Origin of the sequence: Rhizobium sp. BT04, from assembly GCF_030053135.1 — a bacterium.
GTDB classification, from domain to species: domain Bacteria; phylum Pseudomonadota; class Alphaproteobacteria; order Rhizobiales; family Rhizobiaceae; genus Rhizobium; species Rhizobium binxianense.
Genome location: NZ_CP125647.1, coordinates 175,199 through 199,755 on the forward strand (window position 1 = coordinate 175,199; position 24,557 = coordinate 199,755).

Consider the following 24,557-nt stretch of genomic DNA (forward strand, 5'->3'; position numbering starts at 1 on the left):
GGTGCATTCCTCAGTTGGCCATGGCGCCGCGGGTGACGAGTTTGCCGAGTGCAGCCACCAGCTTGTCGAGGGCGAAGCCGACGATGCCGATATAGGCGAGCGCGACGATGATGTCCGGAAGGCGCGACGAATTCCACGCGTCCCAGATGAAGAAGCCGATACCGACGCCGCCCGTCAGCATTTCGGCCGCGACGATGGCGAGCCAGGAGAGGCCGACGCCGATCCTGAGGCCGGTGAAGATATAGGGCGCTGCCGAAGGCAGCATGATCTTCCAGAAAAACTCGAACTGGTTGAGCCGCAGCACCTCGGCGACGTTGCGGTAGTCCTGCGGGATATTGCGGACGCCGACGGCGGTGTTGATGATGACAGGCCAGATCGAGGTGATGAAGATCACGAAGATCGCCGAAGGATTGGAATCCTGAAAGGCTGCGAGCGACAGCGGCAACCAGGCGAGCGGCGGGACCGTGCGCAGCACCTGGAAGATCGGATCGAGGCCGCGCATCGCCCAGACCGACTGGCCGATAATCGCGCCCACAACGATGCCGGCGACCGCGGCAAGGCCGAAGCCGTAAACGACGCGCTGCAGCGAAACGAGCACGCGCCAGCCGAGCCCGATATCCTGGGAGCCGTAATTGAAGAACGGATAGGCGATCAGGTCATAGCTCTCCTGCCAGACCCGATGCGGCGAGGGCAAAGACGCATCCGCCGATGAACAGAGCACCTGCCAGACGAGCAGGATGAGCACCAGGACGACGGCCGGCGGAACGACATTGCGAAATGCGGCCAATCCCGCACGGCGAAAGTCGATCCGCGATCCATGCTTGCCGGAAAACGGCAGAACCTTTGCCGCCGGTTTGGCGGAGGCGACCGTGGAGGGATTTTGTTTATTTGCCAGGGCGGACATCGACGCGCTCCTCACGTGAATGAAAGGCCGGCGCGCCTCTCGCGCGCCGGAGCGGGTCAGGCGACGGCCTTGATCGAAAGGCTGTCGAGATAGGCGGAGGGATTTTCAGGGTCGAAGACCTTGCCGTCGAAGAAAGTCTCCTTGCCGCGGGACGACGATGCGGGAATATCGGCGGCCGCGACGCCGAGATCCTTGGCGGCCTCGCGCCAGACGTCCTCGCGGTTCACCTGGTTGACCAGCGCCTTGATGTCGGTGCTTGCCGGCAGATTTCCCCAGCGGATGTTTTCCGTCATGAACCAGGTATCGTGGCTCTTGAACGGATAGGAGGCGCCGTCCTTCCAGAACTTCATATAGAGGTCGGTGGCCTTGGCCTCGCGGCCGTTGCCATAATTGATGTCGCCCTTGAGGCGGCCGAGCACGTCCTTCGTCGGAACGTTGAACCATTGGCGCTTGCCGAGAATGTCGGCCATCTCCGCCTTGTTGTCCATGCTTTCGCACCATTGCTGAGCCTCCATGACGGCCATCAGCAGCGCTTTGGCAGCATTGGGGTTCTTTTCGATCCATTCGGCGCGCAGCCCGAGCGCCTTTTCGGGATGGCCCTTCCAGAGCTCGCCGGTGGTGGCTGCCGTGAAGCCGATGCCCTGGTTGACGAGCTGCTCGTTCCACGGCTCGCCGACACAGAAGACGTCCATGTTGCCGACCTTCATGTTGGCAACCATCTGCGGCGGCGGCACGACGATGGTCGAAACGTCCTTGTTCGGATCGATGCCGCCGGCGGCAAGCCAATAACGGATCCAGAGGTCGTGGGTACCGCCCGGGAAGGTCATGGCGGCCTTGACCTCCTTGCCTTCCGCCTTCTTTTTCTCGAAGGCGGCCCTCAACTTGGAAGCATCGAGCTGTACGCCGGTTTCGGCATATTCCTTGGCGACGGAAATGCCCTGGCTGTCGAGATTGAGCCGGGCAAGGATCGCCATCGGCACCGGCTTGTTGTTCTGCGTCACCTTGCCGGTGTGCATGAGATAGGGGAGCGGCGAGAGAATATGGGCGCCGTCGATGCCGTTGGCGGCACCACCCAGCACCAGATTGTCGCGGGTCGCCCCCCAGGATGCCTGTTTGGCCACATCCGTTTCCGGCAGGCCATGCTTGTCGAAAAAGCCTTTTTCCTTGGCGATGATCAGCGGTGCGGAATCCGTCAGAGCGATAAAGCCGAGCTTGACGCCTTTCACCTCAGGGCCTGCGCCGGCGGCGAAGGCGCCGGACGGAAAGGCGGTCTTGGCAGCGCCGATGAGAGCAGCTGCTGCGGTCGTCTTGAGCATGCTGCGGCGAGTCATGCCGGTTGTAAAAATCCCAGTCTGCAAATTCTTTGTCATGCGCAGGTTCCCTCTGCTGGCTGAATTTGGACACAAAAAAACGCCGCCGGAATTTGCGTCCAGGGGATGAGAGAATCCCGGATTGCAAAGACCTTGCGACGTCGGTGTCCGATGTAGGCGCTTATGCCGCGCCTATCCGCATCGGTCGCCGTTGACCGATGCGTCACAGAACGTGCAAGCAGCGTGCCAATTTCGAGAGGAATTGGTAACAGCATGAAGTAAAAGGAGAAATGGTCAGAATTAACGAATGCCTATTTCTTAGGCTTTTTATTTTCTGCTTCCGTTTTGTGCGATTGCTAACGTAGTCGCAGTCATGGGAGCGCTCTATTTGTGCAGTGCACGCAATATCGAAGCTGCGATGACGCAGAGGGCAGAATGGATTCTGCCCGCTTTATTGGTCCGTATTTGCCAGCGGCAAAGCTCAAAAGGGAAGGGCAAGTGTGGCGATTGCCTGGCCATCACCTCATTTCATCGCAGCAAAGATACGAGGCCGTAGAACGCTGCGGATATTGCTGCAGCCGCCGGCATCGTTACGATCCAGGCTATCACGATGTTGCCGGCCAATCCCCAGCGCACGGCTGAGACACGACGAGCCGCGCCCACTCCGACGATTGCTCCGGTGATGGTATGCGTCGTCGAAACGGGAATACCGAGCCACGTCGCTCCGAATAGTGTCAAGGCTCCGCCCGTCTCTGCGCAGAAACCTTGCATGGGGTTGAGCCGGGTGATCTTCGACCCCATGGTATGAACGATCCGCCATCCGCCAAATAGCGTACCGAGAGCCATTGCCGACTGGCAGGAAATGACCACCCAGAAAGGCACGTAGAATGTCGGGCCGAGATATCCCTGGCTGAACAAGAGCACCGCGATGATGCCCATCGTCTTCTGCGCATCGTTTCCGCCGTGGCCAAGCGAATAAAGCGAAGCAGACACGAACTGCATGATGCGAAATGTGCGATCCACCGCAAACGGCGTTTGCCGGACGAATAGCCAGGAGACGGCGAGCACCAGCACCAGGGCAAGCAGGAAGCCGATGGCTGGCGAAAGAAAAATAGCACCGACGGTCTTTAGAAGGCCGTTCCAGACGATCGAGTTGAAGCCCACCTTTGCGAGACCGGCCCCCACCAGCCCGCCGACAAGCGCATGCGACGAGCTCGATGGAATCCCGAAAATCCAGGTGAGGATATTCCAAATGATGGCACCCATCAGTGCGGCGAAGATCACTTGAGGCGAAACGATCGCAGGATCGATGATGCCGGTCCCCAGCGTTTCGGCCACGTGCAGGCCGAAGAACAGGAATGCGATGAAATTGAAGAATGCCGCCCAGGCGACCGCATATTGCGGCCGCAGGACGCGGGTCGATACGATCGTGGCGATCGAATTGGCCGCATCATGCAGACCGTTGAGGAAGTCGAAGAACAGTGCGACAACGACTAGGCCGACCAGCAGCGGCAGAGCGAGGGAGGCATCCATCAGACGTTCTCGATGAGAATGCCGCTGATTTCGTTCGCGACATCCTCGAAGCGGTCGACGACTTTCTCCAGCTCTCCGTAGATCTCGCTTCCGATCATGTAGGCCATCGCATTGCCGGCGGCGCCATGACGCAGAAACAGGTCCTTCAGACCCTGGTCGTGGAGATCGTCGGAACGTCCCTCCACTCGGGTGACCTCCTCCGCGATGGCCGCGAGACGCTGCGCATTGGCTCCCAATCTGTCGAGGAGGGGTATCGCTTCCGCGACAAGGTTTGCCGCCTTGACGATTTCACTGCCCATCTCCTGCATGAGCGGATCGAAGCTGGATTGCTCGAACAAGCGGATCGTCTTGACTGTCTTGTGCATCATGTCGATCGCATCATCCATCGACTGAATAAGGTCCTTGATGTCACCTCGGTCGAAGGGCGTGATGAAGCTTCGTCGAACGGCAAGAAGAACGTCACGCGTGACGTCGTCCGCCTCGTTTTCCAATGCGACGATTCGTTCGCAGTTTTTCTCAACGTCATTGCCCTTCAGGAGTTGATCGAGGGCGTGCGCCGCGGCAACGACGGTCTTCGAGTGCTTGGAAAACATTTCAAAGAATCTGTCTTCCCGTGGCATCAGCTTGCGAAAAATGCTCATCATGCCTGGGAACCTTCCTCGTGCGGCCGATTGTCATAAATCTGTCATAAACACGCTCAGGCAATTGAAGCAACAAGCAAATTCGGCAACTCAATCGATATGACACCTAGCAAAAAAGGCAGCAAGCCTCGACCGGACAAGTCCCAGCCACTGCTGCGGCAGCTCGCTGCTGTTCCTGAAGTGCTGTTCGCTGGTGCATTCCGTCAACAATACGGCGCTATTTGCTTCCGTCACGGCACTGCCGGATCCGAGCTCGAAATCCTGGTGATCACGTCTCGCGAGAGCGCACGCTGGGTCATCCCGAAAGGATGGCCGATGAAAGGGAAAAAGCCTTTCGAAGCAGCAGCAATCGAGGCCTGGGAGGAGGCCGGCGTGCGCGGGGTGGTGAAGAAGAAGCCGGTTGGGCGCTATACTTATCTGAAAGAACTCGACAATGGCGATGTGGCGCCCTGTATCGTCGATATGTTTCAGATTGAAGTCACGGAAATCAGCGGCGATTTCAAGGAGCGGGGTCAGCGTATTCTCGAATGGGTCAGCCCGGACGAAGCGGCACGACGCGTTCGCGAGATCGAACTCAAGTCGCTACTCGTCCAATTTGAGGCGCGCGGTCGCAAGAAACGCGATCGCGCCTGACCACGGGCTTTTTCGCCGGCGCGTTACGCAGGCGTTTGATCCCGAAAACCGCTTTCCGCACTATGCTCTATCGCTCAAATGGTTCGCCGAGCGAAGCGATACCGTTCAGTTTCAGCAGGCGACGGTCGGCGGAAATAATGCCGAGCACGATGATCGTGACGAGATATGGCAGGCTCGAGAGCAGTTGCGAAGGCACGTCCAGTCCGGTTGCCTGGGCTGCAAGCCCCATGAGCGAGACCGCGCCGAAGAGGCAGGCGCCGAGGAAGATACGGCCGGTGAGCCAAGTTCCGAAGACGACGAGGGCGATGGCAATCCAGCCGCGCCCAGCAATCATTCCATCGGCCCAGAGTGGTGTGTAGACCACCGACGCATAGGCGCCGGCGAAACCGGCCATCGCGCCGCCGAAGGCGATGGCGAGGACGCGGACTGAGACTACCGAGTAGCCGATGGCATGGGCGGCCTTCGGGTTCTCGCCAACGGCGCGGACGATGAGGCCAAGCTTGGTGTAGGCAAATATGGCCCAGAGAGCGAGAGTCGCGACGAGCGAAATCCACACGACGATGTCCTGGACGAAAAGGCCGCCGACAACCGGCAATTCCGAAAGCCCGGGAAGGGCAAGCTTCGGAAGTCCCCTGACCGTGAGGCTTTCATAGGTCTTGCCGAAAAGCGCCGAGAGGCCTTGGCCGAGAATGCCGATGGCAAGGCCCGCTGCCACCTGGTTTGCCCGGAACCCCAGCGTGACAAAGGCGAAGAGCAGCGAAAGGACAGCGCTGCCGAGCCCGGCTGCGACGAAGCCCAGGAGATGTCCACCGCCCTGGTAGACGATGATGAAGGCGAGCACGGCACCGAAGGCCATCAATCCCTCGACCCCGAGGTTGAGAACGCCGGCGCGCTCGGCCACCAGTTCGCCGAGTGCTGCCAGAAGAAACGGTGTCGCAGCCGCAAGCATGCCGGCAAGAATGAACTCGATGGCGTTCATGACGGGCTCCGATGGGCGGCGCGTCGCCATTCAAGGCGGTAGCGCACGAAGGCGACGGCGATCAGGTAGGCGAGCAGCAGACTGCCCTGGAAGACACGGACGGCGGCGATCGGCAGGTTGGCCGAGACCATGGCATTGTCGCCACCGATATAGATGACCGCCATGACCAGCGCCGAGATTACGATGCCGATCGGATGCAGGCCGCCGAGATAGGCGACGATGATGGCCGCATAGCCATAGCCGCTCGCGACCGAACGCTGCAGCTGACCGAGCGGGCCTGCGACTTCGGCCGCACCGGCAAGACCGGCTGCAAAACCGCCGATCAGCAGCGAAAGCCAGATCGCCCAACCTTCCTTGAAGCCGGCATAGCCCGCAGCCCGTGGCGCCAGACCGCCGACCTGCAGCTTGTAACCGATGAAGCTCCTCTGCATGAAGACCCAGGCCGCAACCGACAAAGCGAGCGTGATGAGGAATGAGACATTGACACGGGTACCGGCGATCAGGGTCGGTACCATCGCATCATACTGGAACATCACCGACTGGGGGAAGTTGAAGCCGTTCGGATCCTTCCACGGGCCGAGCAGCAGGTAGTTCAGCAGTTGCGCCGCAACGAGGCTCAGCATCAGTGAAACGAGGATCTCGTTGGCATTGAGGCGCACGCGCCAGAAGGCGGTGAGAGAAGCCCAAAGTGCGCCGCCGATGGCGCCGAGCAGCAGCATCGCCGGCCAGATCCACTGGCCCGTCGCCTGCGGAAACCAGACCGGAATGGCAGAGGCGAAGATTGCGCCGAGAATGAACTGGCCTTCGGCGCCGATGTTGAAGACCTTGGCGCGAAAGCCGATCGCCAGTCCCTGTGCGATCAGAAGGAGCGGGCCTGCTTTTAAAAGCACTTCCGAAAAGGACGCCCAGGAGAGGAAAGGCTCGAAAAGCATCGCATAGACAACCGCGACAGGGTCGCGGCCCATCAAGATGTAAAGGCCGAGGTTGAGCGCGATCGCTATGACAAGTGCTATGGCGGGCGCGATCATGGTCGCGGCAAGCGAAGCGCGCTCCCGACGGACCAGGGTGGGAACGAAAGCAAGGGACCAAGCACTCATCACTGGACTTTCTCGGGCGAGGCTTGTGCCCCGATCATGTATCGGCCGATCTCCTCGGGCTTCGTGTCTCGCGTAGCGAGCGGCGGGCTGAGCCGGCCGTGATGCAGCACCTGGATGGAATCGCAGAGCTCGAACAGTTCTTCCAGCTCCTCGGAAATGACGAGGATCGCCATGCCCTGATTGCGCAATGCGACCAGACGGCTGCGGATGGCGGATGCGGCGCCGATATCCACGCCCCAGGTCGGCTGCGCCAGGAAAAGCAATTTGGGAGACAGCATGATTTCGCGGCCAACGATGAATTTCTGCAGGTTGCCGCCCGATAGAGTGCCGGCTTCCGCATCCGGGCCGGGTGTGCGCACATCATACTGACGGATGCAATCCTCGGTGAACGCCAACGCCCGCGCCCTGTCGACAAGACCGTGCCGCAAAAGCTTGAGCGGATGGGCGGTCAGCAGGCTGTTGAGGGCGAGCGACATTTCGGGTACGGCGCCGCGTCCGAGCCGGTCTTCCGGAACGAAGGCAAATCCGAGCGTCCGCCGCGCGGCGGCATCGAGCCTGCCCACGTCGATCCCCATCATGTAGATCCGGTCGCGTTGGTCGCGCCCCAGCACCGTCTCACCTGAAATCAATGCGGCAAGCTCGCTTTGGCCGTTGCCCGAAATACCGGCGATCGCGAGGATTTCGCCGGCACGCACTTCGAGGCTGATGCCGGAGAGCGGCACCGCGAAGGGATCGTCGGGCTGATAATCCAACCCGATGATCTCCAGCCGCTTTTCCCCGCCAGACAGCGACAGCGCCGAGATGGGGGCGGGCATGTCGCGGCCGATCATCATGCGGGCAAGGTCATGGGCATCATGTTCGCGCGGGTCGACATCTCCGGTCACGCGTCCGCCGCGCAGGATCGTCGCCCGATCGCAGATCGCCCGGATTTCCTCGAGCTTGTGGGAGATCAACAGAATGGAAACGCCGCCGTCGCGCAGCCGGCGCAATGTGTCGAACAGCTTTTCCACCAATTGCGGCGGCAGGACGGAGGTGGGCTCGTCGAGGATCAGCAGCTTCGGATTGGTCATCAGGCTTCGGATGATCTCCACCCGTTGCCGCTCGCCGACCGACAGCGCATGCACATGGGCGAGCGGATCGACTTCGAGGCCGAACTCCCGTCCAAGCGTCCGAATGCGTTCCTTGAGCTCAGCCTTGCGGCCCGGCACGACCAGCCGAATATTCTCCAGGACGGTCAGGGTCTCGAACAGCGAAAAGTGCTGGAAGACCATCCCGATGCCGTTGCGCCTCGCCTCGGCAGGGGAGGCGAGGCGCAACGGTTTTCCTTCCCAGACGACATCCCCGTCGTCCGGTTGCTCGACGCCGTAGATCAGCTTCATCAGCGTCGATTTTCCCGCCCCGTTTTCGCCGAGGATCGCATGGATCGATTGCGGAGCCACGTCCAGATCGATCGCCTGATTGGCGTGGATCTGGCCGTAACTCTTCGAAATGCCGCGCAGCGACAGGAGCGGGGTCGTCATGACTTATTTCGGCAGCGGCGTGGACACGCCCTTGACGTGCCAATTCATGGCGATGATCTCGGCGTCGGCCATGGTTGCGCCGGATGCGACACCTTCGCTGCCGTCGGCCTTGGTGATCGGCCCGGTGAAGGGCGAGAAGCTGCCGTCGGCGATCTTTGCCTCGATCTCCTTGATCTTGGTCATCACGTCAGCCGGAACATCCGGATTCCAGTCCACCACTTCGACGACCTTGTCAGCGACGCCGAGGAACGCATTGGCGCCCTTGAAGGTGCCGGCGAGATGGGCGTCGACCGATGCCTTGAAGAACGGTGACCAGTCCGTCGAGATGCATCCGAGATAGGTTTTCGGTGCGTATTTCTTCATCGAGGAGTTGAGGTTGAAGGCGTAGACGCCAGCTTCCTCGCAGGCCGAGATGACGGACGGCGTGTCCTGGGCGTTGGAGAAGATCACGTCGCACTTCTGCGCGATCAGGGCTTTGGCGGCCTCCTGCTCCTTGGCCGGGTCGAACCAGGAGTTCACCCACACCACCGAGACCTCGATATCGGGCTTGACGGCCTGGGCGCCGAGGGTGAAGGCGTTGATGGACGTGATGAGTTCGGGAATGGCGAAGGCCGACACAGAGCCGAGCTTGCCGGTCTTGGAAAGGGCTGCGGCAGCCATGCCGAGCAGATAGGTGCCCTGGAAATACTTGGCGGCGAAAGGCGAGAAGTTCGGAGCGACCTGGAAGCCGGAGGCGTGCAAAACGGTAACGCTCGGATCGCGGCGGGCGATCTGCAGGGCGCCGTTCTGATAGCCGAAAGAGCCGGCGACCAGGAACTTGTTTCCGTCGGCGACGGTCTTGTTCATGATGCGGTCGGCGTCCGGGCCTTCCGCGATATTCTCAAGCACGGTGACCTTCACCTTGTCGCCGTAAGCGGCCTTGATCGGCTCGAGACCGGCGGCAAGTGCATGCCCCCAGCCGACGTCGCCGATCGGCGACGGGACGACGAGCGTGATGCCGAGCGGTTCGTCGGCGGCCAAAGCAAGGCGGCTGCCGAGCACGCCGGCAAGGCCGGTGGCGGCAGCGGCCGTCATCAGGTTTCTGCGGGTCAGTTTGGTCATGTTCTCAGTTCCCTCTTTTGGTTTTTTTAAATTTCCACGGCGGATAGTGCGGCCTCGGCATCGGCTGACAGCTTGGCCTCGTCGAGACCGGGGAATTCGCCCTTCTGCCAGACGATACGGCCATTGATCATGGTCATGTCGGTCGCCATGCCGATGCCGACGCGGGCAATCAGGCTCAGCGGATCGTGCCGCGTGCCGACATAATCCATACGGCGGGTGTCGATCGCAAACAGGTCAGCGGCCATGCCGGGCGCCAGCCGGCCGATATCACGCCGGCCGAGCAGGCTGGCTCCCCCTGACGTGCCGTAGCCGAGGAAATCGACCGGCGGCGGCACGGGATGGGCGCGGCCGGAGGCGACGAGGCACTGCAGCATGTAGGAAGAGTGCAGGCAGTGCATCAGGTTGGAATTGTCGTTGGAGGCAGCGCCGTCGCAGCCGAGGCCGATGCGCAGGCCGAAGGCGGCCATGGCGGGAATGTCGGTGACCTCAGCGCCGACCAGATAGACCGGTTCCGGGCAATGCGCGACGCCGGTGCCGCTGGCGGCCATCTTCCTGAGTTCGTCGTGGGTCAGTTCCCAGCAATGGGCATAGAAGGCGTCGGGTCCGGCAAAGCCAAGTTCTTCCAGATAGTCGACCGTACGCATGCCATGGCGAGCCTGAATGACCGGGCTTTCGCCTTCGCCGACATGAGTATGCATCATCACGCCGTGATCGCGCGCCAATGCCACCGATTCCACGAAGGTCTCGCGATAGCAATTGACCGGCTGGCAGGGCGCGACCACCACCTGGCGCATGCTGAAGGGGCTGGTATCGTGGTAGGTCTCGATCAGCCGGGCGCAGTCGGCGATGAACTCGTCGGTCGTTTCCAGCATCTCGTCGGGGATGGTCGAGCCTTCCGACTTCGGCAGGGTGTTGCCGCCGCGGCCGGCATGGAAACGCATGCCGAGCAGATCGGCCGCTTCGAACTGACGGTCGATCAGCCGCTTCCCGGCGTGCCGGGGGAAATTGTACTGGTGGTCGAAGGCCGTGGTGCAGCCGTGCTTGATCATCTCGGCCATCGCCGTGACGGAGGAGTGGTAAAAGCACTCCTCGTTGAGCTGCGAAAAGATCGGGTAGATGCGGTCCAGCCACTCGATCACCGAGAGCTTCGTCCAGTCGAGATCGGCACGGTTGCGCACGAAGCACTGGAAGAAGTGATGATGGGTGTTGACGAGCCCCGGATAGACGAACCAGCCGGCAGCATCCTGCACGGTCGTGCCGGCAGGCAGCGCGTCGGCCCCGAGATTTTCGCCGATCGCCAGGATCGCCGGGCCGTCGGTCAGCAGATCGACATTGCGATGGACGGCCGGCCCCTTGCCCTCGTCGACGATCACGGCTGCGCAGTTCTTCAGGAGATAACCAGCCATGTCACGCCTCGCCCGGTTCGATATGAGGTTCGGGCTTCAGCTCGTGCAGCCGGTGAATACCTGGCATCTCGATAAACTTGTCGAGGGCGCGCAGCGCCCGGGACCAGAGCCGGATCGCAGGATAAGCATCCAGCGTGACGCCGCCATCGGGCGCCAGCGCCACATAGGGAAAGCAGGCGATGTCGGCAATTGTCGGCCGGTCGGCGGCGAGGAAACGCATGCCGCGAAGGCCCTGCTCGACAAGCCCGGCTTCAAGCTCGCGAAGGGCGGCGATGCCCTGGGCCTGCAGAGCGCCAATATCGCCGGACCGCAACAGCATTTCATGGAGCCGTGCACCGCCGAGGCTTGCCGTCAGCCGGCCGGAGAAGGACAGCCATTGCTGCACCCGCGCCGCTTCCTCGGCCTTACCACTGCCGAGCCATTCGGGTGCTGCCTTGGCAGCGAGATAGACGAGGATCGCCGACGATTCCGTCAGGATCAGATCGCCATCCTCCAGGATCGGAATGGAGCCTGCCGGGTTGAGCGCAAGCAGTTCGGGGCCGCGATGCTCGGCGCCCGGATGGAAATCCACCGGGCGCAGGTCAAGCTTCACGCCGATCAGCGCCGCCATCAGGCGCACCTTGTAGCAACTGGGCGAGAGAATGTAGTCGTAGAGCTTCATTGCGCCACCAGCTGCGCGCCGTAGGTATAGTTATGACGCTTCAGCCAGCGCCGGTAGGCGATCGATGTCAGATCGGCTCGCGTCGGGATTTCCATGCCGGGGTCGAGCGGCAGGAGCCGCGGGATCTGGTTTTCGAGGATCGACCGGTCCTGGAGAAAGATCGTCTGCTGGAAATGGATGAGGTCGGTCATCGCGGTTTCGTCGTCGAAGAGCGCCATCCATGGCCAGACGTCGCAGAGGTCCTCAGCCAGCGGCTGCACGAAGAGCGTGATGACATCCCATTCGCTCGGGCGCGGCGGGCAGGTCTTGTAAAGCACGGAGCAGGTGGGTGCCGGCACGCGGTACATGTATTCCGTCGTGATCCCGCCGCTTGCCGACTTGGCGGCCTGCGGCTGGTAGAATTTCACCTGCGTTGCCCAGACCTCGTCTTCTTCCTCGCGGATCTCGACCTTGTAGTTCTGGACCTCGGTGTGCGGCTCCGCGCCGAGAATGTCGGTGTGGACGAAGGGGAAATGGGCGATGTCGAGGAAGTTCTCGACAGCGCGCAGGGGCGAGCAGCGCACCCGCACCACGCCGACATCGACGAAGCGGCGGCCGGGCTGGTCAGCCTCGGGAATGGGGAAAAGCTCCTTCTTCGGCTCGCCGAGGGAGGACCAGACATGACCGTAACGCACACGCACCGGCAGAACACGGCCGTCTCTGCCCGTCACCTTCGCATTGCCATCGGCATCGCACGCCACTTCGATCGGCTCGCCCATCAACGCCGTCGTGCGACCTGCGCTGTCGAGCTGGCTGAAAAGCCCGACAGGATACCATTCGTCGATCATCGCCTGCATGGTCATTGCGCGATCTCCCTCTGAAGACCCTCAGCCCGGCGGCGCAGGCTCTCGGCGGCGCGTGAAGCGCCGATGCCCGCCGCGGGGCCGGCGTCAGCCTTCAGCAGCACATGGATCAGCGTCTGTCCGTCTACCAAAGGGGATAATAGCAGACAGACGGCCCCGGTGGATGCGTCGATTTCGACAAGACCGTCAGGACTCGCCTTCGCACCCGCCGCCGCCTCGATCGCCGCGATGCCGGCGAACGCCGTCAGGGAACGCAGGGCAACAAGGCCGTCAAGCCTCGGCGGCTTCGACGCCGGCGCGCCCACGGCCACCCAGATCACGCTGCCGGCTTCCTCGACCTCATGGGTGGCGACGCGGATGGTTTCCGGCGGCGTCAGCCCCGGGTGGGCGGGAATGCGCAGACAATGTCCTGCCCGGTCATAGCTCCAGCCGTGATAGATGCAGGAAAGGGCCTCGCCGCGCACGAAGCCGTGAGACAGGCGCATACCGCGATGCGGACAGCGATCTGCCGATGCCGATATGCGCCCCGAGGCGCTGCGCCACAGGGCAATCGATCCCAATGCCGTCCGCGCCGGCATCGCGGTTCCGGCCGGCAGATCCCGGGAGAGGGCGACTGGCGTCCAAAAGCCGGTCGTATCGGATGGCATGACGAGACTTCCTGAACCTATCTGTTTTGCCGAGCACGCTCCACCCCAGGGCATCGTGCTCAACGCCCCACGTTTGCATAATTATTTCGCATTGGCAACGTTGATTAAATTATATGCACACACCAAAAGATTGCGCTCGGCGCTAGACTGTTTCGCCGCTAATCGCCGTGCGTTCTATGCTCTCGACCCAGACGTCGATCGGCCCAAGAGAGCAGCCCACCTCCAGCATGTCGATCAGATCCTCCGGTCCTGAAACCTCAACCTCGATCCGCATCGAACTCGTATGAGATATGCTGTGCGAGAGCCCGAGCTTGGCGGCATGACGCCGGATCCAGGGGACAAAGGAGGCGGCCTTGAGATCGCCGACAATCGTCATCCGCTCCTGGAGGTGGCTTGTATCTTGTCCCATGCTTCGTCCCTGCTTTCCCTCACCACAGCGCCTGAACGAACGTGGGAAGGATCATCGTCGAAGCAAGGATATGGCGTTTGAGTTTTCTTTGCAAAAGCTCTCCGGCCGTATTGCCCGGCAGTGCCGTCACACGGCGCAAGCCCGTATTTTGCAAGGAGACAGATCGCCTGGCGCGCATATTGGCGGCACGCTGCCTAGAGCGGTTCAGCTTTTAGGAAGCGCCGAACCGCTCTCCCTTTGTATTTACGCAATTCCGGACGGAAAACCGCTTCGCACTTTTCCTGGCATTGCTCTAGCCTAACGCATGGCCGGCCAGACCATAAACCGTCGGTTCGCCGCTCTTCCCATTCAGGAAACTGCGCCCCCTAGACATGGTCGTAACCGTGTCCGAGACGGCGAGCCGGCTCTGTTGAAGGAACTCGGCGAACAGGCCTTTCTGCCGCGTATCGACACGTGCGAACCCGCCTGCCAAATCCTTGAGATGCACGGCGGTAAGATTGATCGCGTCCTGATCGTTGCTCGCCACGATCGGACCGACCACATGGCCACGTCCGAACTCGCGACACATGGAATAGCCGACGATTTCGCCGTCGCGCCGGAGCGTACAAATCGACGCACCCTCTGAAAGCAACGCGACCAACTTCTCGCGATCGGTGCCGAAGGCTCGCCTATCGAAGGCGTTGATCTCCTCGATTTTGCCGCTGGACAGCTCGCTCAACTGCCCATTCAGCTCCGGCAGGGGAGGGAGCTCAGGCGCAACATTCCCCTGGTATTGATAGACAATTGCTTCTTTGGTGAACCCGAGCGAAACGTAAAGCCTGTAAGCCGCATGGGTCGAATTCAGGCTCAGATTGCGGTCGCCGCACTTCTCAAACACCTGCTCCATGAGCCATCGCCCGGTCCCTTGCGCCTGGGTGCGCGGCGACGTGATCACCAGCCCGATCGTGGCGAAATCATCCCCATGCGGAAACCACATCGCGCTTCCGAAGACGCGTCCAATGCCATCGACGGCGACGATACCCCGGCCGGCGCGCCGCAGGAAATCCCAGTCCTTGGGCCGATGCGGCCAGCCGACGCCGATCGACAGTGCGTGAAGCAGGCCGACATCGACACTGTCTATATCCTGCGCAATCAATTCGAACGATTTCAGGCGCACTGATTTCTGCATTTTCGGGTATCCGCTCCGCTCGCCAGATCACCAAACCCCACCAGAGGTAGACAGTGTTCCTGCGCCGATTGCAACCAAGTCGCAATATTGCACGCCAAGGCCGGCAGGATTGGCTTGTTCGTCGCATCAATTCGAAATCTTCCGCTGAAGCGAGGCCCCACTCAGCAGGCAAAACTCCTGCCTTTGCTTAGGCTAGCCAGCAGCTAGAACTTCTCATTTTATGCATGTCGCAACGCCGGAACCGCTGCACGCTTCCAGGCGACATGCATCAGACCACTCCAACGGCAACTTGGTCACTCATGGACGTCAAGGAAATTCTCGCGAGGTTGATCGCATTCCCCTCCGTTGTCGGCACGCCGAACGGCGCAATTGCCGACTGGATCGGTGACTATTGCCGGACGGCGGGAGCCGATGTGACGGTCCATCTCGGCCCCGAAGGTGACCGTTACAACCTCTTTGCGACTGTCGGGCCGCGCGAAGGCCGAGGCTACATTCTGTCCGGGCACATGGATGTCGTGCCGGCCGGTGAACGAGAGTGGAGTTCGGATCCTTTCGTCCTGCGTGCCGAGGACGACAGGCTTTACGGACGCGGCACCACCGATATGAAAGGCTTTCTCGCCTGTGCCCTGGCGGCATTGCCGAAGCTTGCCGCCATGAACCTGCGGCGGCCAATTCACCTTGCCTTCTCCTACGACGAGGAGGCGGGCAGCCGTGGCGTACCGCATCTCATTGCCGAGCTGCCAAACCTGTGCGATGCCCCGCTGGGGGCGATCATCGGCGAACCGAGCCGGATGCAGGCCGTGCGGGCGCATAAGGGCAAGGCAGCCGTCCGGCTCGAGGTGATCGGCCGGTCGGGGCATTCCTCACGCCCCGATCTCGGGCTTAACGCCATTCACGCCATGGCCAATCTGATCACAGCGGTCGCGGAATACGGCAAGTCCCTTACATCAGGCCCTTTCCACCATGATTTCGCGCCTCCCTACTCGTCGTTGCAGGTTGGTGTCATTGCCGGAGGCCAGGCGGTCAACATCATTCCGGATCGCTGCATCTGCGATGTAGAGGTCCGCGCTGTGCCTGATATCTCACCGTCATCTCTGCTCGAGCCGGTAAGGGCCAAGCTCGCCGTACTCAGGGACCAGGGCTTCGAGGTGGGCTGGCAGGAGCTGAGCGCCTATCCCGGACTTGCGCTCCCCGAAGGCAGCCAACTCGCAACCCTGCTGAGGGAATTGACAGGGCAGGAGCCGCTTGCTGCCGTGAGCTACGGCACGGAGGCCGGCCTCTATCAGCAGGCTGGCATCGATTCCATCATTTGCGGGCCCGGGGATATCGGCCGCGCGCACCGGCCCGACGAATATATCGAGGTTGGCGAGCTCGCGGCATGCCAGACGATGATCGAGGAGCTCGGCACCCACCTTGCCGAAGGCTGAAGGAAGGTTTTCCATGGCGTTTCTCTTCAATTCCGATGCCACACGCGGGGCAATTTTCCAGGAGATTTTTGCGCGCGAGCTTCCGGATCTGGAGTTCGTCGGGCAGGGCCAACCGGTGGATCCGGACAAGGTACGCTATCTCTTGACCTGGACGGTCCCCAGCGACATCTCGCGCTACCGCAATCTGGAAGTGCTGTTTTCCATCGGCGCCGGCGTCGATCAATTCAAACAAGACAGCGTGCCGGAGCCTGTAGCAGTCGTCCGCATGGTCGAGGATGGCATTATCCGGATGATGCAGGAATACGTCACTCTTGGCGTCCTGACGCTCCACCGGGAGATGCTCGCCTATCGGGAGCTGCAGAAGCAGTCTGTCTGGCAGACCCTCGCCGCACCGCAGGCCATCCGGCGCAGAATAGGCTTCCTGGGTCTCGGCATCCTGGCGCAGGCGGCCATCGAGCGTTTGAAGCCGTTTCGATTTCCTCTCGCAGGATGGAGCCGAAGCAAAAAGCAAATTGACGGCGTCGCCTGTCATCATGGCACGGATGGGCTTGTCGATTTTCTGGCAGAGACGGACATTCTGGTCTGCCTGCTGCCGCTCACCGATGAGACGCGCGGCATTCTCAATGCCGAACTCTTCTCCCAACTGCCGGTCGGCGCACGACTGTTGCATGTAGGTCGCGGGGCCCACCTCGACCAGACCGCACTGATCGAGGCGCTCGATCATGGCCGTCTCGCCGCGGCAATGCTCGACGTCACCGACCCCGAGCCGCTGCCGGCAGACCATCCGCTCTGGCAACATCCGAAAGTGGCGATCACGCCGCATATCGCTTCCGTCACGCAGCCGGAGACGGCAGCGCACTCGGTCGTTGACAATATCCGGCGCCACCGCGCCGGTGAAAATCTGATCGGCCTGGTCGATCGGACACGCGGTTATTAAACGAGGAAAATGCAATGTCGCTTCTGTTGACCATCGATACCGAGCCGAATTTTACGCCAAAGCAGTCCCTCCCGGACGCAGAACGGCTGATCTCGGGCAGTCCGGCCTACAAGACCTGGGCACAAGATGCCTCGAAAGGTGAGAAGGTGCTCACCGGCATTTGGGAAGCGACGCCCGGCGAACACCATTCCATCAAGGGCACGGTCTACGAATTCTGCCACATCCTTTCCGGCGTCGTTGAAATCGATGAGAAGGGCGGCGGGACGAAGACCTACCGCGCCGGCGATAGCTTCGTGATGAAGCCTGGTTTTGTCGGCGTCTGGCGCACCATCGAAACCGTACGCAAGATCTACGTCTGCGTTTACGACTGAGCGACCGCCGACGAGGCGCGCCGAATGACGGCGCGCCTCCGATATCGGCAATCATGTGCTGAACAGCAGACGGGGCCGCTGATCCGGTTAACTCTCCAGGCCTTCGACGATGGCAAAGATCTTCTTGAGGTTGCCGTGAATTGAAAGGCGGTTGATCGTCCCGCGACCGACGAAGATCGCGTCCCCCGGCCCGACCGATGTTTTCGTCCCGTCTCCATCAGTCACATCAGCCTGCCCTTCCAGGATATACATCAATTCATGGACGGGATGAGGGCGCGACAGCCGGACGTGCGGCGTCGTCGCCCAAACACCTGCCCGAAAGCCGGCCGCTTCGTCCAAATATGCCCTGAACTGACTGCACTGCGGCGTGTTTCCCTCCACGAACTGCGCCAGAGGCGGCGCGGAAGGGGCAAGTGCCACATCCCTGTCGATCGCCACCATGCCTGGCGTTCTCAATGTTGCCGCGGTTGTCGCACAGAAAATCCAGCGCGTGCCTTTTTCCGCTTCCGCCGTGATCGCCTCGCCCCGGCCGATGACCACGCTGTCGCCGGGGGTCAGATGAACCGTCAGGCCGCTCGACTGCAGGACAAGACGCCCTGACACGACGACCAGCGATTCCGTATGGGGAAAGCTCGCGATCGAGGCCTTTCCGTTCCAATGGACTGATCCGGCCGAAACTCCGCCCGAGGCGCTCCAGGCGATGTCGCGGCCGGCTCCGAATATGTCGTCTGGTCCCAGGGCGTTTCGCGTGCCTTCCGGGGCGGACCCGCTTTTCGCCTCGAAGAGGAGAATGGTTTTACCGGTCATCGTGTAACTCCCGTTTTAGCGCGATATTCATAGGTTTGGTGCTGGGGTTTGGTGCCGGTGCCAATCCGCGCCTGGGTGCCGGTGCGGTTGTTCGGACCGGCTGCCTCACACCCGGGCATGGGACCGAATTCCGCATAGATCCTAATCTATGGCTTCCGGGGGTGGACTGCGGAGTTGGCGCATAAACAGAATATGCTGTGGTTTGCCGCCCCGAACACAGGCAATTGTTGCGAAACAAGGCCGCCTGCGCCGCACCCCTCCAACGCCAGCGGGCATATACTTCATGCATTCGGATTGACGAGCATAAGGGCATGCGCCGATGAAATTTGCTTCCTACTGGCATGATACCTCGATCCCATTCACCGGCGGCATCGTCGACCCCGTCTCGGGAGATTTCGAGGTTACCGTGATCGGCGCCGGCTTCACGGGGCTCAATGCCGCGCGCACACTCGCGCAATCCGGTGTGAAGGTCGCTCTGTTGGAAGCCGAGCACGTTGGGTACGGCGCGTCCGGCCGCAATGGCGGGCACCTCAACAGCGGTCATTTCGCAAGCTTCGGCGCCGCCAGGCGGCATCTTGGGGAAGACCGGGCGCGTCGCTTGTGGCGAGCCTATGACGACTCGATCGACCTGATCGAACGGATCATCGAGGAGGAAAAGATCGCGTGCGACTTCCGCCGGGGCGGCAAGCTCAAGCTTGCCTCGAAGCCCTCTCATGTCAGCAAGCTGCAGGCGATGACCGAAGAAATCCGTCGTGAGGTCGACCCGTCAGCCGAATGGCTGACGCGTGAGGACCTCCGCAAGGAGGTGGTATCGGATGCCTTCCATGGCGGGATCCTCTATCCGAAATCCGCCATGATGCACATGGGACGCTACGCCAACGGCATGGCCGAGGCGGCCCGCCGCCATGGCGCTGCGATCTGGGAGCGGAACCCGGTCACCGCCCGCGAGCGCGTGTCGAATGGATGGCGGCTCATCACACCGACCGGCTCACTCACCGCGCGCCAGGTCATCCTGGCAACCGACGCCTATACGCCAAGCGCCTTTAACTATTTCCGCCGAAGGCTCATGCCGATCGCTTCCTTCATCATTGCGACACGCCCACTCACCCCGCAGGAGGTCGCCGCGACGGTCCCGGGCAACCGCAACTTCACCAACTCCCTCAACATCTCCAACTATTTCCGTCTCACGCCCGACAACCGCATGCTGTTCGGGGGGAGGGCGAGATTTTCGGCCGTGTCCAACCAGAAAACCGACGTCAGCTCCGGCCAGCTTCTGCGCCAGCAGATGGTCGGCATGTTTCCGCAGCTTGCAGGCGTCGAGATCGACTATTGCTGGGGCGGCCTCGTCGGTTGCACGCAAGACCGTTATCCCCGCGCGGGCAATGCCGAGGGTGTCATTTACAGCATGGGCTATTCCGGCCACGGCGCCCAGTTGTCGACCTTCATGGGTCGCGCGCTGGCCGATATGGCGATGGGGCGCAAGGACGCCAATCCACTCGACGGCTTCGCGTGGCCCGCCGTTCCGATGCATACCGGAAACCCGTGGTTCCTGCCCATCGTCGGCGCCTATTACCGCATGAAGGACCTTGTCGGATGATTGCGCCTCTCGAACATCTGTCCCGCAGCGGCCGTCTCGACAAGTTCTTCATCGACGGTCAATGGCTCGAACCCAGGGGCAGCGCCAAGGGCGTGGTGGTCAACCCTGCCACGGAAGAGGTGGTGACCCATTTTGCGCTCGGAAACGGCGAGGATGTCGACGCTGCGGTTTCCGCGGCCCGGCGAGCCTTTGCCGCCTGGAGCCGGACCAAGCCGGAATACCGCGCGGGTCTGCTTGATCGCCTGCAGGCGCTGCTCGAAGCGCGTAGTGAACTGTTTGCACAATGCCTCAGCCTCGAAATGGGCGCAGCGATCGGTTATGCGCGCACCGCGCAGGTGCCGCTGGCGATCGCCCATGTCAAGGTCGCGCGCGATGTCCTGGAAGCCTTCCCCTTCGTCAAGCAGCGCGGCAACACCGCCATCGCCCACGAGCCGATCGGCGTCTGCGCCCTGATTACTCCATGGAACTGGCCGCTCTACCAGATCACCGCCAAGGTTTCGCCGGCGCTCGCCGCGGGCTGCACGGTCGTGCTGAAGCCCAGCGAGCTTTCCCCTCTCGATGCGCTGCTGTTTGCAGAGACGATCGAGGAAGCCGGCTTCCCTGCCGGCGTCTTCAACCTCGTCAATGGCGACGGCCCGTGCGTCGGTTCGGTTCTCGCCTCCCATCCGGATGTCGACATGATTTCCATTACCGGCTCTACCCGTGCGGGTATCGCGGTGGCCCAGGCAGCCGCGCCGACCGTCAAGCGCGTCGCACAGGAGCTTGGCGGCAAATCACCGAACGTCATCCTGCCGGACGCCGATCTCGATCGCGCCGTTTCCATGGGCATAGCGGCGGCCTTCCGCAATCTCGGTCAATCATGCAGCGCACCGACGCGGATGATCGTGCCGCGCGCGCGGCTGCCCGAGATCGAGGCCCTCGCCAGGAGAGCTGCAGATGAGATCGTGATCGGTGATCCCCTCGCAAAAGCCACCACGCACGGTGCGATCGCCAACCGCGCCCAGTTCGATCGGATCCAGACCATGATCGGCGTCGGCATTGCGGAAGGCGCGACGCTCGTCACCGGCGGAGAGGGTCGTCCAGTGAGCCTGAATGCCGGGTTCTACGTTAAACCGACGATTTTCTCGGACGTGCGTACGGACATGCGCATCGCCCAGGAGGAGATCTTCGGACCGGTTCTCTGCCTCATTCCCTACGACACGGTGGACGAAGCCATCGCCATCGCCAACCATACTGTCTACGGACTGGGTGCGCATGTGCAGGGCGGGAACATCGACGCCGTCAGGGACGTCGCGTCACGAATCCGCTGCGGTCAGGTGCATCTCAACTATCCGGCCTGGGATCCACACGCGCCGTTTGGCGGCTTTAAGCAATCTGGAAATGGGCGCGAGTACGGCCTTGAGGGCATGCTGGAATATCTCGAGGTCAAATCGATCCTCGGCTACTTCTAGAGCAATTCCAGCAAAAGTGTGCAGCGGTTTTGCGTCCGGAATTGCGTGAAAACAAGGAGATAGAGCATGATGCCGAACGGCGTGAGGGCATTCGTCTTGTTGGCGGCTGCCGGATTGATGGCTCGGCATAGCTTCGCCGATCGGGTTCCAAGCCACAGCCGAGAAGACTGTCGCATCGCGCAAAACGTTATTTTCCACCGCCGCGGCAGCCGCAGTCGATGCATGCTGCTTGTCCTGTTTCGGTAGGCTTGACTGAGGAACACGCCGGCGATGGTGGCACGAGACCGAATTCATTGAACGCGGTGGCTTTTGCAGCCGGCAACCAATGGCCAGAGAGGAAACGATATGCTTGAGTTGAAAGACAAAGACCTTTTCCAGCAGGCCGGCCTGATCGACGGTATCTGGTCGGGGGCGGCGTCGGGCAAGACGGTGAGCGTCGTCAATCCCGCCACGCAGGAGAAGCTCGGTATTGTTCCGGATATGGGAACCACCGAGACCCGCGCGGCGATCGACGCAGCCCAGGCGGCTTTTGCGTCGTGGAAGAAGAGGACGCATGCCGAACGCGCCGTTCTGCTCGAGCGTTGGCATGCGCTGATGATCAAAAATCTCGAGGACCTTGCGCTGCTGATCACGCTTGAACAGGGTAAGCCTCTCGATGAATCGCGCGTCGAGGTCCGTTACGGTGCCTCCTTCGTCAAATGGTTCGCCGAAGAGGCCCGCCGCATCGGCGGCCATACCATCCCCTCGCCGACGCCGGATCGCCGCATCGTCGTGCTCAAGGAGGCGGTCGGCGTCTGTGCTATCGTCACCCCGTGGAATTTCCCGATCGCCATGATCACCCGCAAGGTGGCACCCGCCTTGGCGGCCGGCTGTACGGTTGTCATCAAGCCTTCGGAGTTCACGCCCTATTCGGCGCTCGCCATGGGTGTGCTTGCCGAGCGGGCCGGCATTCCGGCAGGCGTGATCAACATCGTCACCGGCATGCCGACGGAAATTGGCAACGAGTTCATGGCAAACCCGACAGTACGCAAGATCTCCTTCACCGGCTCGACCCGGATCGGCTCGCTTCTGATGCGCGGCGCCGCCGACAGCGTGAAGCGGCTCTCCCTCGAACTGGGCGGCAATGCGCCGTTCATCGTCTTTAACGATGCCGATCTCGATCTCGCGGTCGAAGGCGCAATTCTGGCCAAGTTCCGCAATGGCGGCCAGACCTGCGTCTGCGCCAACCGCATCCTGGTGCAGGCCGGGGTGTATGGTGCTTTTGCCGAGAAGCTCGGCGCCCGCGTCAACGCCATGAAGGTCGGTCCGGGAACGGAACCCGGCAATGTCATCGGCCCGATGATCAACACTGCGGCCATCGAGAAGATCACCCGCCATGTCGACGACGCCCTGGCCAAGGGCGCCAAGATTTCCGCCCGGAGCAATTCGGTGACGGAAGGGTCGCAATACGCTGCGCCGATGGTCCTGACGGAGGCGACGACCGACATGCTGCTCGCCAGCGAAGAAACCTTTGGCCCGGTTGCCCCGCTTTTCCGCTTTGAAACGGAAGAAGAGGCAATTGCAATCGCCAACGGCACACCCTTCGGCCTTGCAGCCTATTTCTACACCGAAAACCTGAAGCGCTCCTGGCGCGTCGGCGAAGCCCTCGAGTTCGGCATGATCGGGCTCAACACCGGCGCGATCTCCACCGAAGTCGCCCCTTTCGGCGGTGTCAAGCAGTCTGGCCTCGGCCGGGAGGGAGCGCAGGCCGGCATCGAGGAATATCTCGAAATGAAGAGCTTCCACATCGGTGGGCTGAGCTGAGCCTGAAGCGAATATGAGATGAGGATCCTGCAATGCGGCGCACGCGCTTGCGCCGCATTTTTGCTGCACGGCCATCGCAACATACCCACGCTGGCAAGCTTTCGGCTTCGGTCGATCCGGAGGCCTGCAAAACCGTCCAATGCGGATTACGCGCCGCCGGCGGCGGTCAACACTCGGCCTCGCACCAGCACCCACGACTTCATGACGCCACGGTAGCGAATTGTCTTGCCGCCCCCGGGCACGGCCGACCCTTCAAAAAAGCGCGAGCGGAAACGCCCGCGCTTCCCTCGTTCGGATTCGCCCGGAAGTGTGCAGCGGTTCCGAGATAACGACAACCAGCTAAGCCGCGTCGCATGAAGCCAGTTTGTTGTGCACTTCAGAGACCGAAAACGCCCGGCAGGCCGGAAATGTCGGCGATTTCGACGTAGCCATAGAATGGGTTGGCGGGTTCATGGCGGCGGTTGACCCACACCTTGTTCTTGATGCCGATATCGTTAGCCGACATATGGTCATACCGGAACGAGGAGGAGCAGTGCACGACATCTTCGGGGCCGCAGCCGAGCATGTCGAACATATATTCAAAGGCCTGCAGGCGCGGCTTGTAGGCCTGTGCCTGTTCGGCCGTGTAGACCGCATGGAACGGAGCGCCGAGCTTTTCGACATTCGACATGATCTGCGAATTCATCGCGTTCGACAGGATCACCAGCGGGATCTCCTTGGCGACCTTCGCAAGGCCAGCCGGTACATCCGCATGCGGACCCCAGGTCGGCACCCGCTCATAGACCATGCGGGCGTCTTCGTCGTTGAACTTGACGCCGTTGCGCTTGCAGGTGCGCTCGATCGAATTGTGAACGACCTCGGCATAGGGCTTCCAGTCGCCCAGAACCTCGTCGAGGCGATAGGCGGCGAAGTTCCTGATGAACTCGGCCATGTGCGCCTCATCGAGCTGGTCGCCGTAAAGGTCACGCGCCGCTTCCGCCATCTGGAAGTTGGTCAGCGTGCCGTAGCAGTCGAAGGTGACGTATTTCGGACGCAAGGGGGTCATGGGCATATCCTTTGGAGAGTGGACCGAGGCATTTGAAGTCATGATAGACGCCGCCGGGCCCCCGGCTCGCCCGAATGTGGCGGCTATCGAAGCAGATTATTTCGTATCGAAAGGCGGCTTTGGCAGATGCTTGTGTCGCTTCGCCCGCCGGCGGATGGCGAACGACGGCGAAAAACGTGCCGAGAAGAGGCATCCGCGGGTTCCGTCAAGGCTGGAGACGGGCCCGGCATCAGCCTTGGCGACCGCAACGCGCAGAGTCTGACGCCCA

The 24,557-nt window shown here is 61.7% G+C and carries 23 protein-coding genes; 7 read left to right on the top strand and 16 right to left on the bottom strand.

The annotated features are described in order from the left end of the window. Window positions 1–10 precede the first annotated feature (10 nt). The 4 genes from ntrB to QMO82_RS00895 all read right to left on the bottom strand — a co-directional run bounded on the left by ntrB (window position 11) and on the right by QMO82_RS00895 (window position 4,391). Complete coding sequence (ntrB, locus tag QMO82_RS00880) at window positions 11–904, bottom strand: nitrate ABC transporter permease (RefSeq protein ID WP_183610348.1); 894 nt, start codon at window positions 902–904, stop codon at window positions 11–13. Window positions 905–960: 56 nt separating this feature from the next. Continuing rightward, window positions 961–2,274, bottom strand: coding sequence for a CmpA/NrtA family ABC transporter substrate-binding protein (locus QMO82_RS00885; protein WP_183610349.1), 1,314 nt, complete (start codon window positions 2,272–2,274; stop codon window positions 961–963). A 468-nt stretch (window positions 2,275–2,742) separates the two neighbouring features. Next, entirely contained in the window at window positions 2,743–3,747 is a 1,005-nt protein-coding gene (locus QMO82_RS00890; RefSeq protein ID WP_027683090.1) for an inorganic phosphate transporter, read from the bottom strand. Beyond that, window positions 3,747–4,391, bottom strand: coding sequence for a DUF47 domain-containing protein (locus tag QMO82_RS00895; protein ID WP_027683091.1), 645 nt, complete (start codon window positions 4,389–4,391; stop codon window positions 3,747–3,749). Before QMO82_RS00895 ends, QMO82_RS00890 begins: the two co-directional genes overlap by 1 nt. Window positions 4,392–4,487: 96 nt before the next feature. Here QMO82_RS00895 and QMO82_RS00900 point away from each other — a divergent pair, with 96 nt between their 5' ends. After that, window positions 4,488–5,021 (top strand): NUDIX hydrolase, encoded by a 534-nt coding sequence (locus QMO82_RS00900; RefSeq protein ID WP_183610350.1) that lies wholly within the window; start codon window positions 4,488–4,490, stop codon window positions 5,019–5,021. A 67-nt stretch (window positions 5,022–5,088) separates the two neighbouring features. On the opposite strand, the gene QMO82_RS00905 is transcribed toward QMO82_RS00900, so the two are convergent. The 10 genes from QMO82_RS00905 to QMO82_RS00950 form a co-directional block, all read right to left on the bottom strand. After that, window positions 5,089–6,000, bottom strand: coding sequence for an ABC transporter permease (locus QMO82_RS00905; protein ID WP_183610351.1), 912 nt, complete (start codon window positions 5,998–6,000; stop codon window positions 5,089–5,091). After that, the gene (locus tag QMO82_RS00910; RefSeq protein WP_183610352.1) at window positions 5,997–7,097 is read right to left on the bottom strand and encodes an ABC transporter permease; all 1,101 of its coding nucleotides are present in this window, start codon (window positions 7,095–7,097) and stop codon (window positions 5,997–5,999) included. Before QMO82_RS00910 ends, QMO82_RS00905 begins: the two co-directional genes overlap by 4 nt. Further along, a complete protein-coding gene (locus tag QMO82_RS00915; protein ID WP_183610353.1) occupies window positions 7,097–8,617 on the bottom strand; it encodes an ABC transporter ATP-binding protein in 1,521 nt (506 codons plus the stop codon). The genes QMO82_RS00910 and QMO82_RS00915 overlap by 1 nt, the downstream gene beginning before the upstream one ends. A 3-nt stretch (window positions 8,618–8,620) precedes the next feature. Then, window positions 8,621–9,718 carry a BMP family ABC transporter substrate-binding protein gene (locus QMO82_RS00920; RefSeq protein ID WP_027683096.1) on the bottom strand — a complete coding sequence of 366 codons (1,098 nt, stop codon included), beginning with the start codon at window positions 9,716–9,718 and terminating at the stop codon, window positions 8,621–8,623. A 26-nt stretch (window positions 9,719–9,744) separates the two neighbouring features. Then, window positions 9,745–11,124: an amidohydrolase gene (locus QMO82_RS00925; protein ID WP_183610354.1), complete on the bottom strand. Its 1,380-nt coding sequence runs from the start codon at window positions 11,122–11,124 to the stop codon at window positions 9,745–9,747. Window position 11,125: 1 nt separating this feature from the next. Further along, window positions 11,126–11,785 (bottom strand): glutathione S-transferase family protein, encoded by a 660-nt coding sequence (locus QMO82_RS00930; RefSeq protein ID WP_183610355.1) that lies wholly within the window; start codon window positions 11,783–11,785, stop codon window positions 11,126–11,128. Continuing rightward, window positions 11,782–12,627, bottom strand: a complete 846-nt coding sequence (locus QMO82_RS00935) for an aromatic ring-hydroxylating dioxygenase subunit alpha (protein ID WP_183610356.1) — start codon at window positions 12,625–12,627, stop codon at window positions 11,782–11,784. Before QMO82_RS00935 ends, QMO82_RS00930 begins: the two co-directional genes overlap by 4 nt. After that, the gene (locus tag QMO82_RS00940; protein WP_183610357.1) at window positions 12,624–13,274 is read right to left on the bottom strand and encodes a Rieske 2Fe-2S domain-containing protein; all 651 of its coding nucleotides are present in this window, start codon (window positions 13,272–13,274) and stop codon (window positions 12,624–12,626) included. Before QMO82_RS00940 ends, QMO82_RS00935 begins: the two co-directional genes overlap by 4 nt. Window positions 13,275–13,416: 142 nt before the next feature. Further along, window positions 13,417–13,683, bottom strand: coding sequence for an acylphosphatase (locus QMO82_RS00945; RefSeq protein ID WP_183610358.1), 267 nt, complete (start codon window positions 13,681–13,683; stop codon window positions 13,417–13,419). A gap of 292 nt (window positions 13,684–13,975) precedes the next feature. Beyond that, window positions 13,976–14,851 (bottom strand): GNAT family N-acetyltransferase, encoded by an 876-nt coding sequence (locus QMO82_RS00950; RefSeq protein WP_183610359.1) that lies wholly within the window; start codon window positions 14,849–14,851, stop codon window positions 13,976–13,978. A gap of 299 nt (window positions 14,852–15,150) precedes the next feature. Here QMO82_RS00950 and argE point away from each other — a divergent pair, with 299 nt between their 5' ends. The 3 genes from argE to QMO82_RS00965 are packed head-to-tail and all read left to right on the top strand — an operon-like array spanning window position 15,151 to window position 17,586. Continuing rightward, entirely contained in the window at window positions 15,151–16,278 is a 1,128-nt protein-coding gene (gene argE, locus QMO82_RS00955) for an acetylornithine deacetylase (RefSeq protein ID WP_183610360.1), read from the top strand. 13 nt (window positions 16,279–16,291) lie between these two features. After that, window positions 16,292–17,215 carry a glyoxylate/hydroxypyruvate reductase A gene (locus QMO82_RS00960; RefSeq protein ID WP_183610361.1) on the top strand — a complete coding sequence of 308 codons (924 nt, stop codon included), beginning with the start codon at window positions 16,292–16,294 and terminating at the stop codon, window positions 17,213–17,215. A gap of 14 nt (window positions 17,216–17,229) precedes the next feature. Then, window positions 17,230–17,586 (top strand): cupin domain-containing protein, encoded by a 357-nt coding sequence (locus QMO82_RS00965; protein WP_183610362.1) that lies wholly within the window; start codon window positions 17,230–17,232, stop codon window positions 17,584–17,586. 87 nt (window positions 17,587–17,673) lie between these two features. Here the strand turns inward: QMO82_RS00965 and QMO82_RS00970 are convergent, their stop codons facing one another. Continuing rightward, window positions 17,674–18,393: a cupin domain-containing protein gene (locus QMO82_RS00970; protein WP_183610363.1), complete on the bottom strand. Its 720-nt coding sequence runs from the start codon at window positions 18,391–18,393 to the stop codon at window positions 17,674–17,676. Window positions 18,394–18,712: 319 nt separating this feature from the next. Here QMO82_RS00970 and QMO82_RS00975 point away from each other — a divergent pair, with 319 nt between their 5' ends. The 3 genes from QMO82_RS00975 to QMO82_RS00985 all read left to right on the top strand — a co-directional run bounded on the left by QMO82_RS00975 (window position 18,713) and on the right by QMO82_RS00985 (window position 23,244). Beyond that, complete coding sequence (locus QMO82_RS00975; protein WP_183610364.1) at window positions 18,713–19,990, top strand: FAD-binding oxidoreductase; 1,278 nt, start codon at window positions 18,713–18,715, stop codon at window positions 19,988–19,990. After that, on the top strand, window positions 19,987–21,441 hold the full coding sequence (locus tag QMO82_RS00980) for an aldehyde dehydrogenase family protein (RefSeq protein WP_183610365.1): 1,455 nt from the start codon (window positions 19,987–19,989) through the stop codon (window positions 21,439–21,441). Before QMO82_RS00975 ends, QMO82_RS00980 begins: the two co-directional genes overlap by 4 nt. A 345-nt stretch (window positions 21,442–21,786) precedes the next feature. Next, window positions 21,787–23,244 (top strand): NAD-dependent succinate-semialdehyde dehydrogenase, encoded by a 1,458-nt coding sequence (locus QMO82_RS00985; protein WP_183610366.1) that lies wholly within the window; start codon window positions 21,787–21,789, stop codon window positions 23,242–23,244. Between the two features lie 376 nt (window positions 23,245–23,620). On the opposite strand, the gene QMO82_RS00990 is transcribed toward QMO82_RS00985, so the two are convergent. Further along, window positions 23,621–24,289 carry a haloacid dehalogenase type II gene (locus QMO82_RS00990; protein ID WP_183610367.1) on the bottom strand — a complete coding sequence of 223 codons (669 nt, stop codon included), beginning with the start codon at window positions 24,287–24,289 and terminating at the stop codon, window positions 23,621–23,623. Window positions 24,290–24,557 lie beyond the last annotated feature (268 nt).

Coding starts and splice junctions, on each gene's coding strand:
- QMO82_RS00910 (WP_183610352.1), bottom strand. CDS start 7,097: ATGAGTGCTTGGTCCCTTGCTTTCGTTCCCACCCTGGTCCGTCGGGAG.
- QMO82_RS00890 (WP_027683090.1), bottom strand. CDS start 3,747: ATGGATGCCTCCCTCGCTCTGCCGCTGCTGGTCGGCCTAGTCGTTGTC.
- QMO82_RS00900 (WP_183610350.1), top strand. CDS start 4,488: ATGACACCTAGCAAAAAAGGCAGCAAGCCTCGACCGGACAAGTCCCAG.
- QMO82_RS00930 (WP_183610355.1), bottom strand. CDS start 11,785: ATGAAGCTCTACGACTACATTCTCTCGCCCAGTTGCTACAAGGTGCGC.
- QMO82_RS00965 (WP_183610362.1), top strand. CDS start 17,230: ATGTCGCTTCTGTTGACCATCGATACCGAGCCGAATTTTACGCCAAAG.
- ntrB (WP_183610348.1), bottom strand. CDS start 904: ATGTCCGCCCTGGCAAATAAACAAAATCCCTCCACGGTCGCCTCCGCC.
- QMO82_RS00925 (WP_183610354.1), bottom strand. CDS start 11,124: ATGGCTGGTTATCTCCTGAAGAACTGCGCAGCCGTGATCGTCGACGAG.
- QMO82_RS00970 (WP_183610363.1), bottom strand. CDS start 18,393: ATGACCGGTAAAACCATTCTCCTCTTCGAGGCGAAAAGCGGGTCCGCC.
- QMO82_RS00885 (WP_183610349.1), bottom strand. CDS start 2,274: ATGACAAAGAATTTGCAGACTGGGATTTTTACAACCGGCATGACTCGC.
- QMO82_RS00990 (WP_183610367.1), bottom strand. CDS start 24,289: ATGACCCCCTTGCGTCCGAAATACGTCACCTTCGACTGCTACGGCACG.
- QMO82_RS00935 (WP_183610356.1), bottom strand. CDS start 12,627: ATGACCATGCAGGCGATGATCGACGAATGGTATCCTGTCGGGCTTTTC.
- QMO82_RS00920 (WP_027683096.1), bottom strand. CDS start 9,718: ATGACCAAACTGACCCGCAGAAACCTGATGACGGCCGCTGCCGCCACC.
- QMO82_RS00985 (WP_183610366.1), top strand. CDS start 21,787: ATGCTTGAGTTGAAAGACAAAGACCTTTTCCAGCAGGCCGGCCTGATC.
- QMO82_RS00980 (WP_183610365.1), top strand. CDS start 19,987: ATGATTGCGCCTCTCGAACATCTGTCCCGCAGCGGCCGTCTCGACAAG.
- QMO82_RS00915 (WP_183610353.1), bottom strand. CDS start 8,617: ATGACGACCCCGCTCCTGTCGCTGCGCGGCATTTCGAAGAGTTACGGC.
- QMO82_RS00940 (WP_183610357.1), bottom strand. CDS start 13,274: ATGCCATCCGATACGACCGGCTTTTGGACGCCAGTCGCCCTCTCCCGG.
- QMO82_RS00945 (WP_183610358.1), bottom strand. CDS start 13,683: ATGGGACAAGATACAAGCCACCTCCAGGAGCGGATGACGATTGTCGGC.
- QMO82_RS00895 (WP_027683091.1), bottom strand. CDS start 4,391: ATGATGAGCATTTTTCGCAAGCTGATGCCACGGGAAGACAGATTCTTT.
- QMO82_RS00950 (WP_183610359.1), bottom strand. CDS start 14,851: ATGCAGAAATCAGTGCGCCTGAAATCGTTCGAATTGATTGCGCAGGAT.
- QMO82_RS00960 (WP_183610361.1), top strand. CDS start 16,292: ATGGCGTTTCTCTTCAATTCCGATGCCACACGCGGGGCAATTTTCCAG.
- argE (WP_183610360.1), top strand. CDS start 15,151: ATGGACGTCAAGGAAATTCTCGCGAGGTTGATCGCATTCCCCTCCGTT.
- QMO82_RS00975 (WP_183610364.1), top strand. CDS start 18,713: ATGAAATTTGCTTCCTACTGGCATGATACCTCGATCCCATTCACCGGC.
- QMO82_RS00905 (WP_183610351.1), bottom strand. CDS start 6,000: ATGAACGCCATCGAGTTCATTCTTGCCGGCATGCTTGCGGCTGCGACA.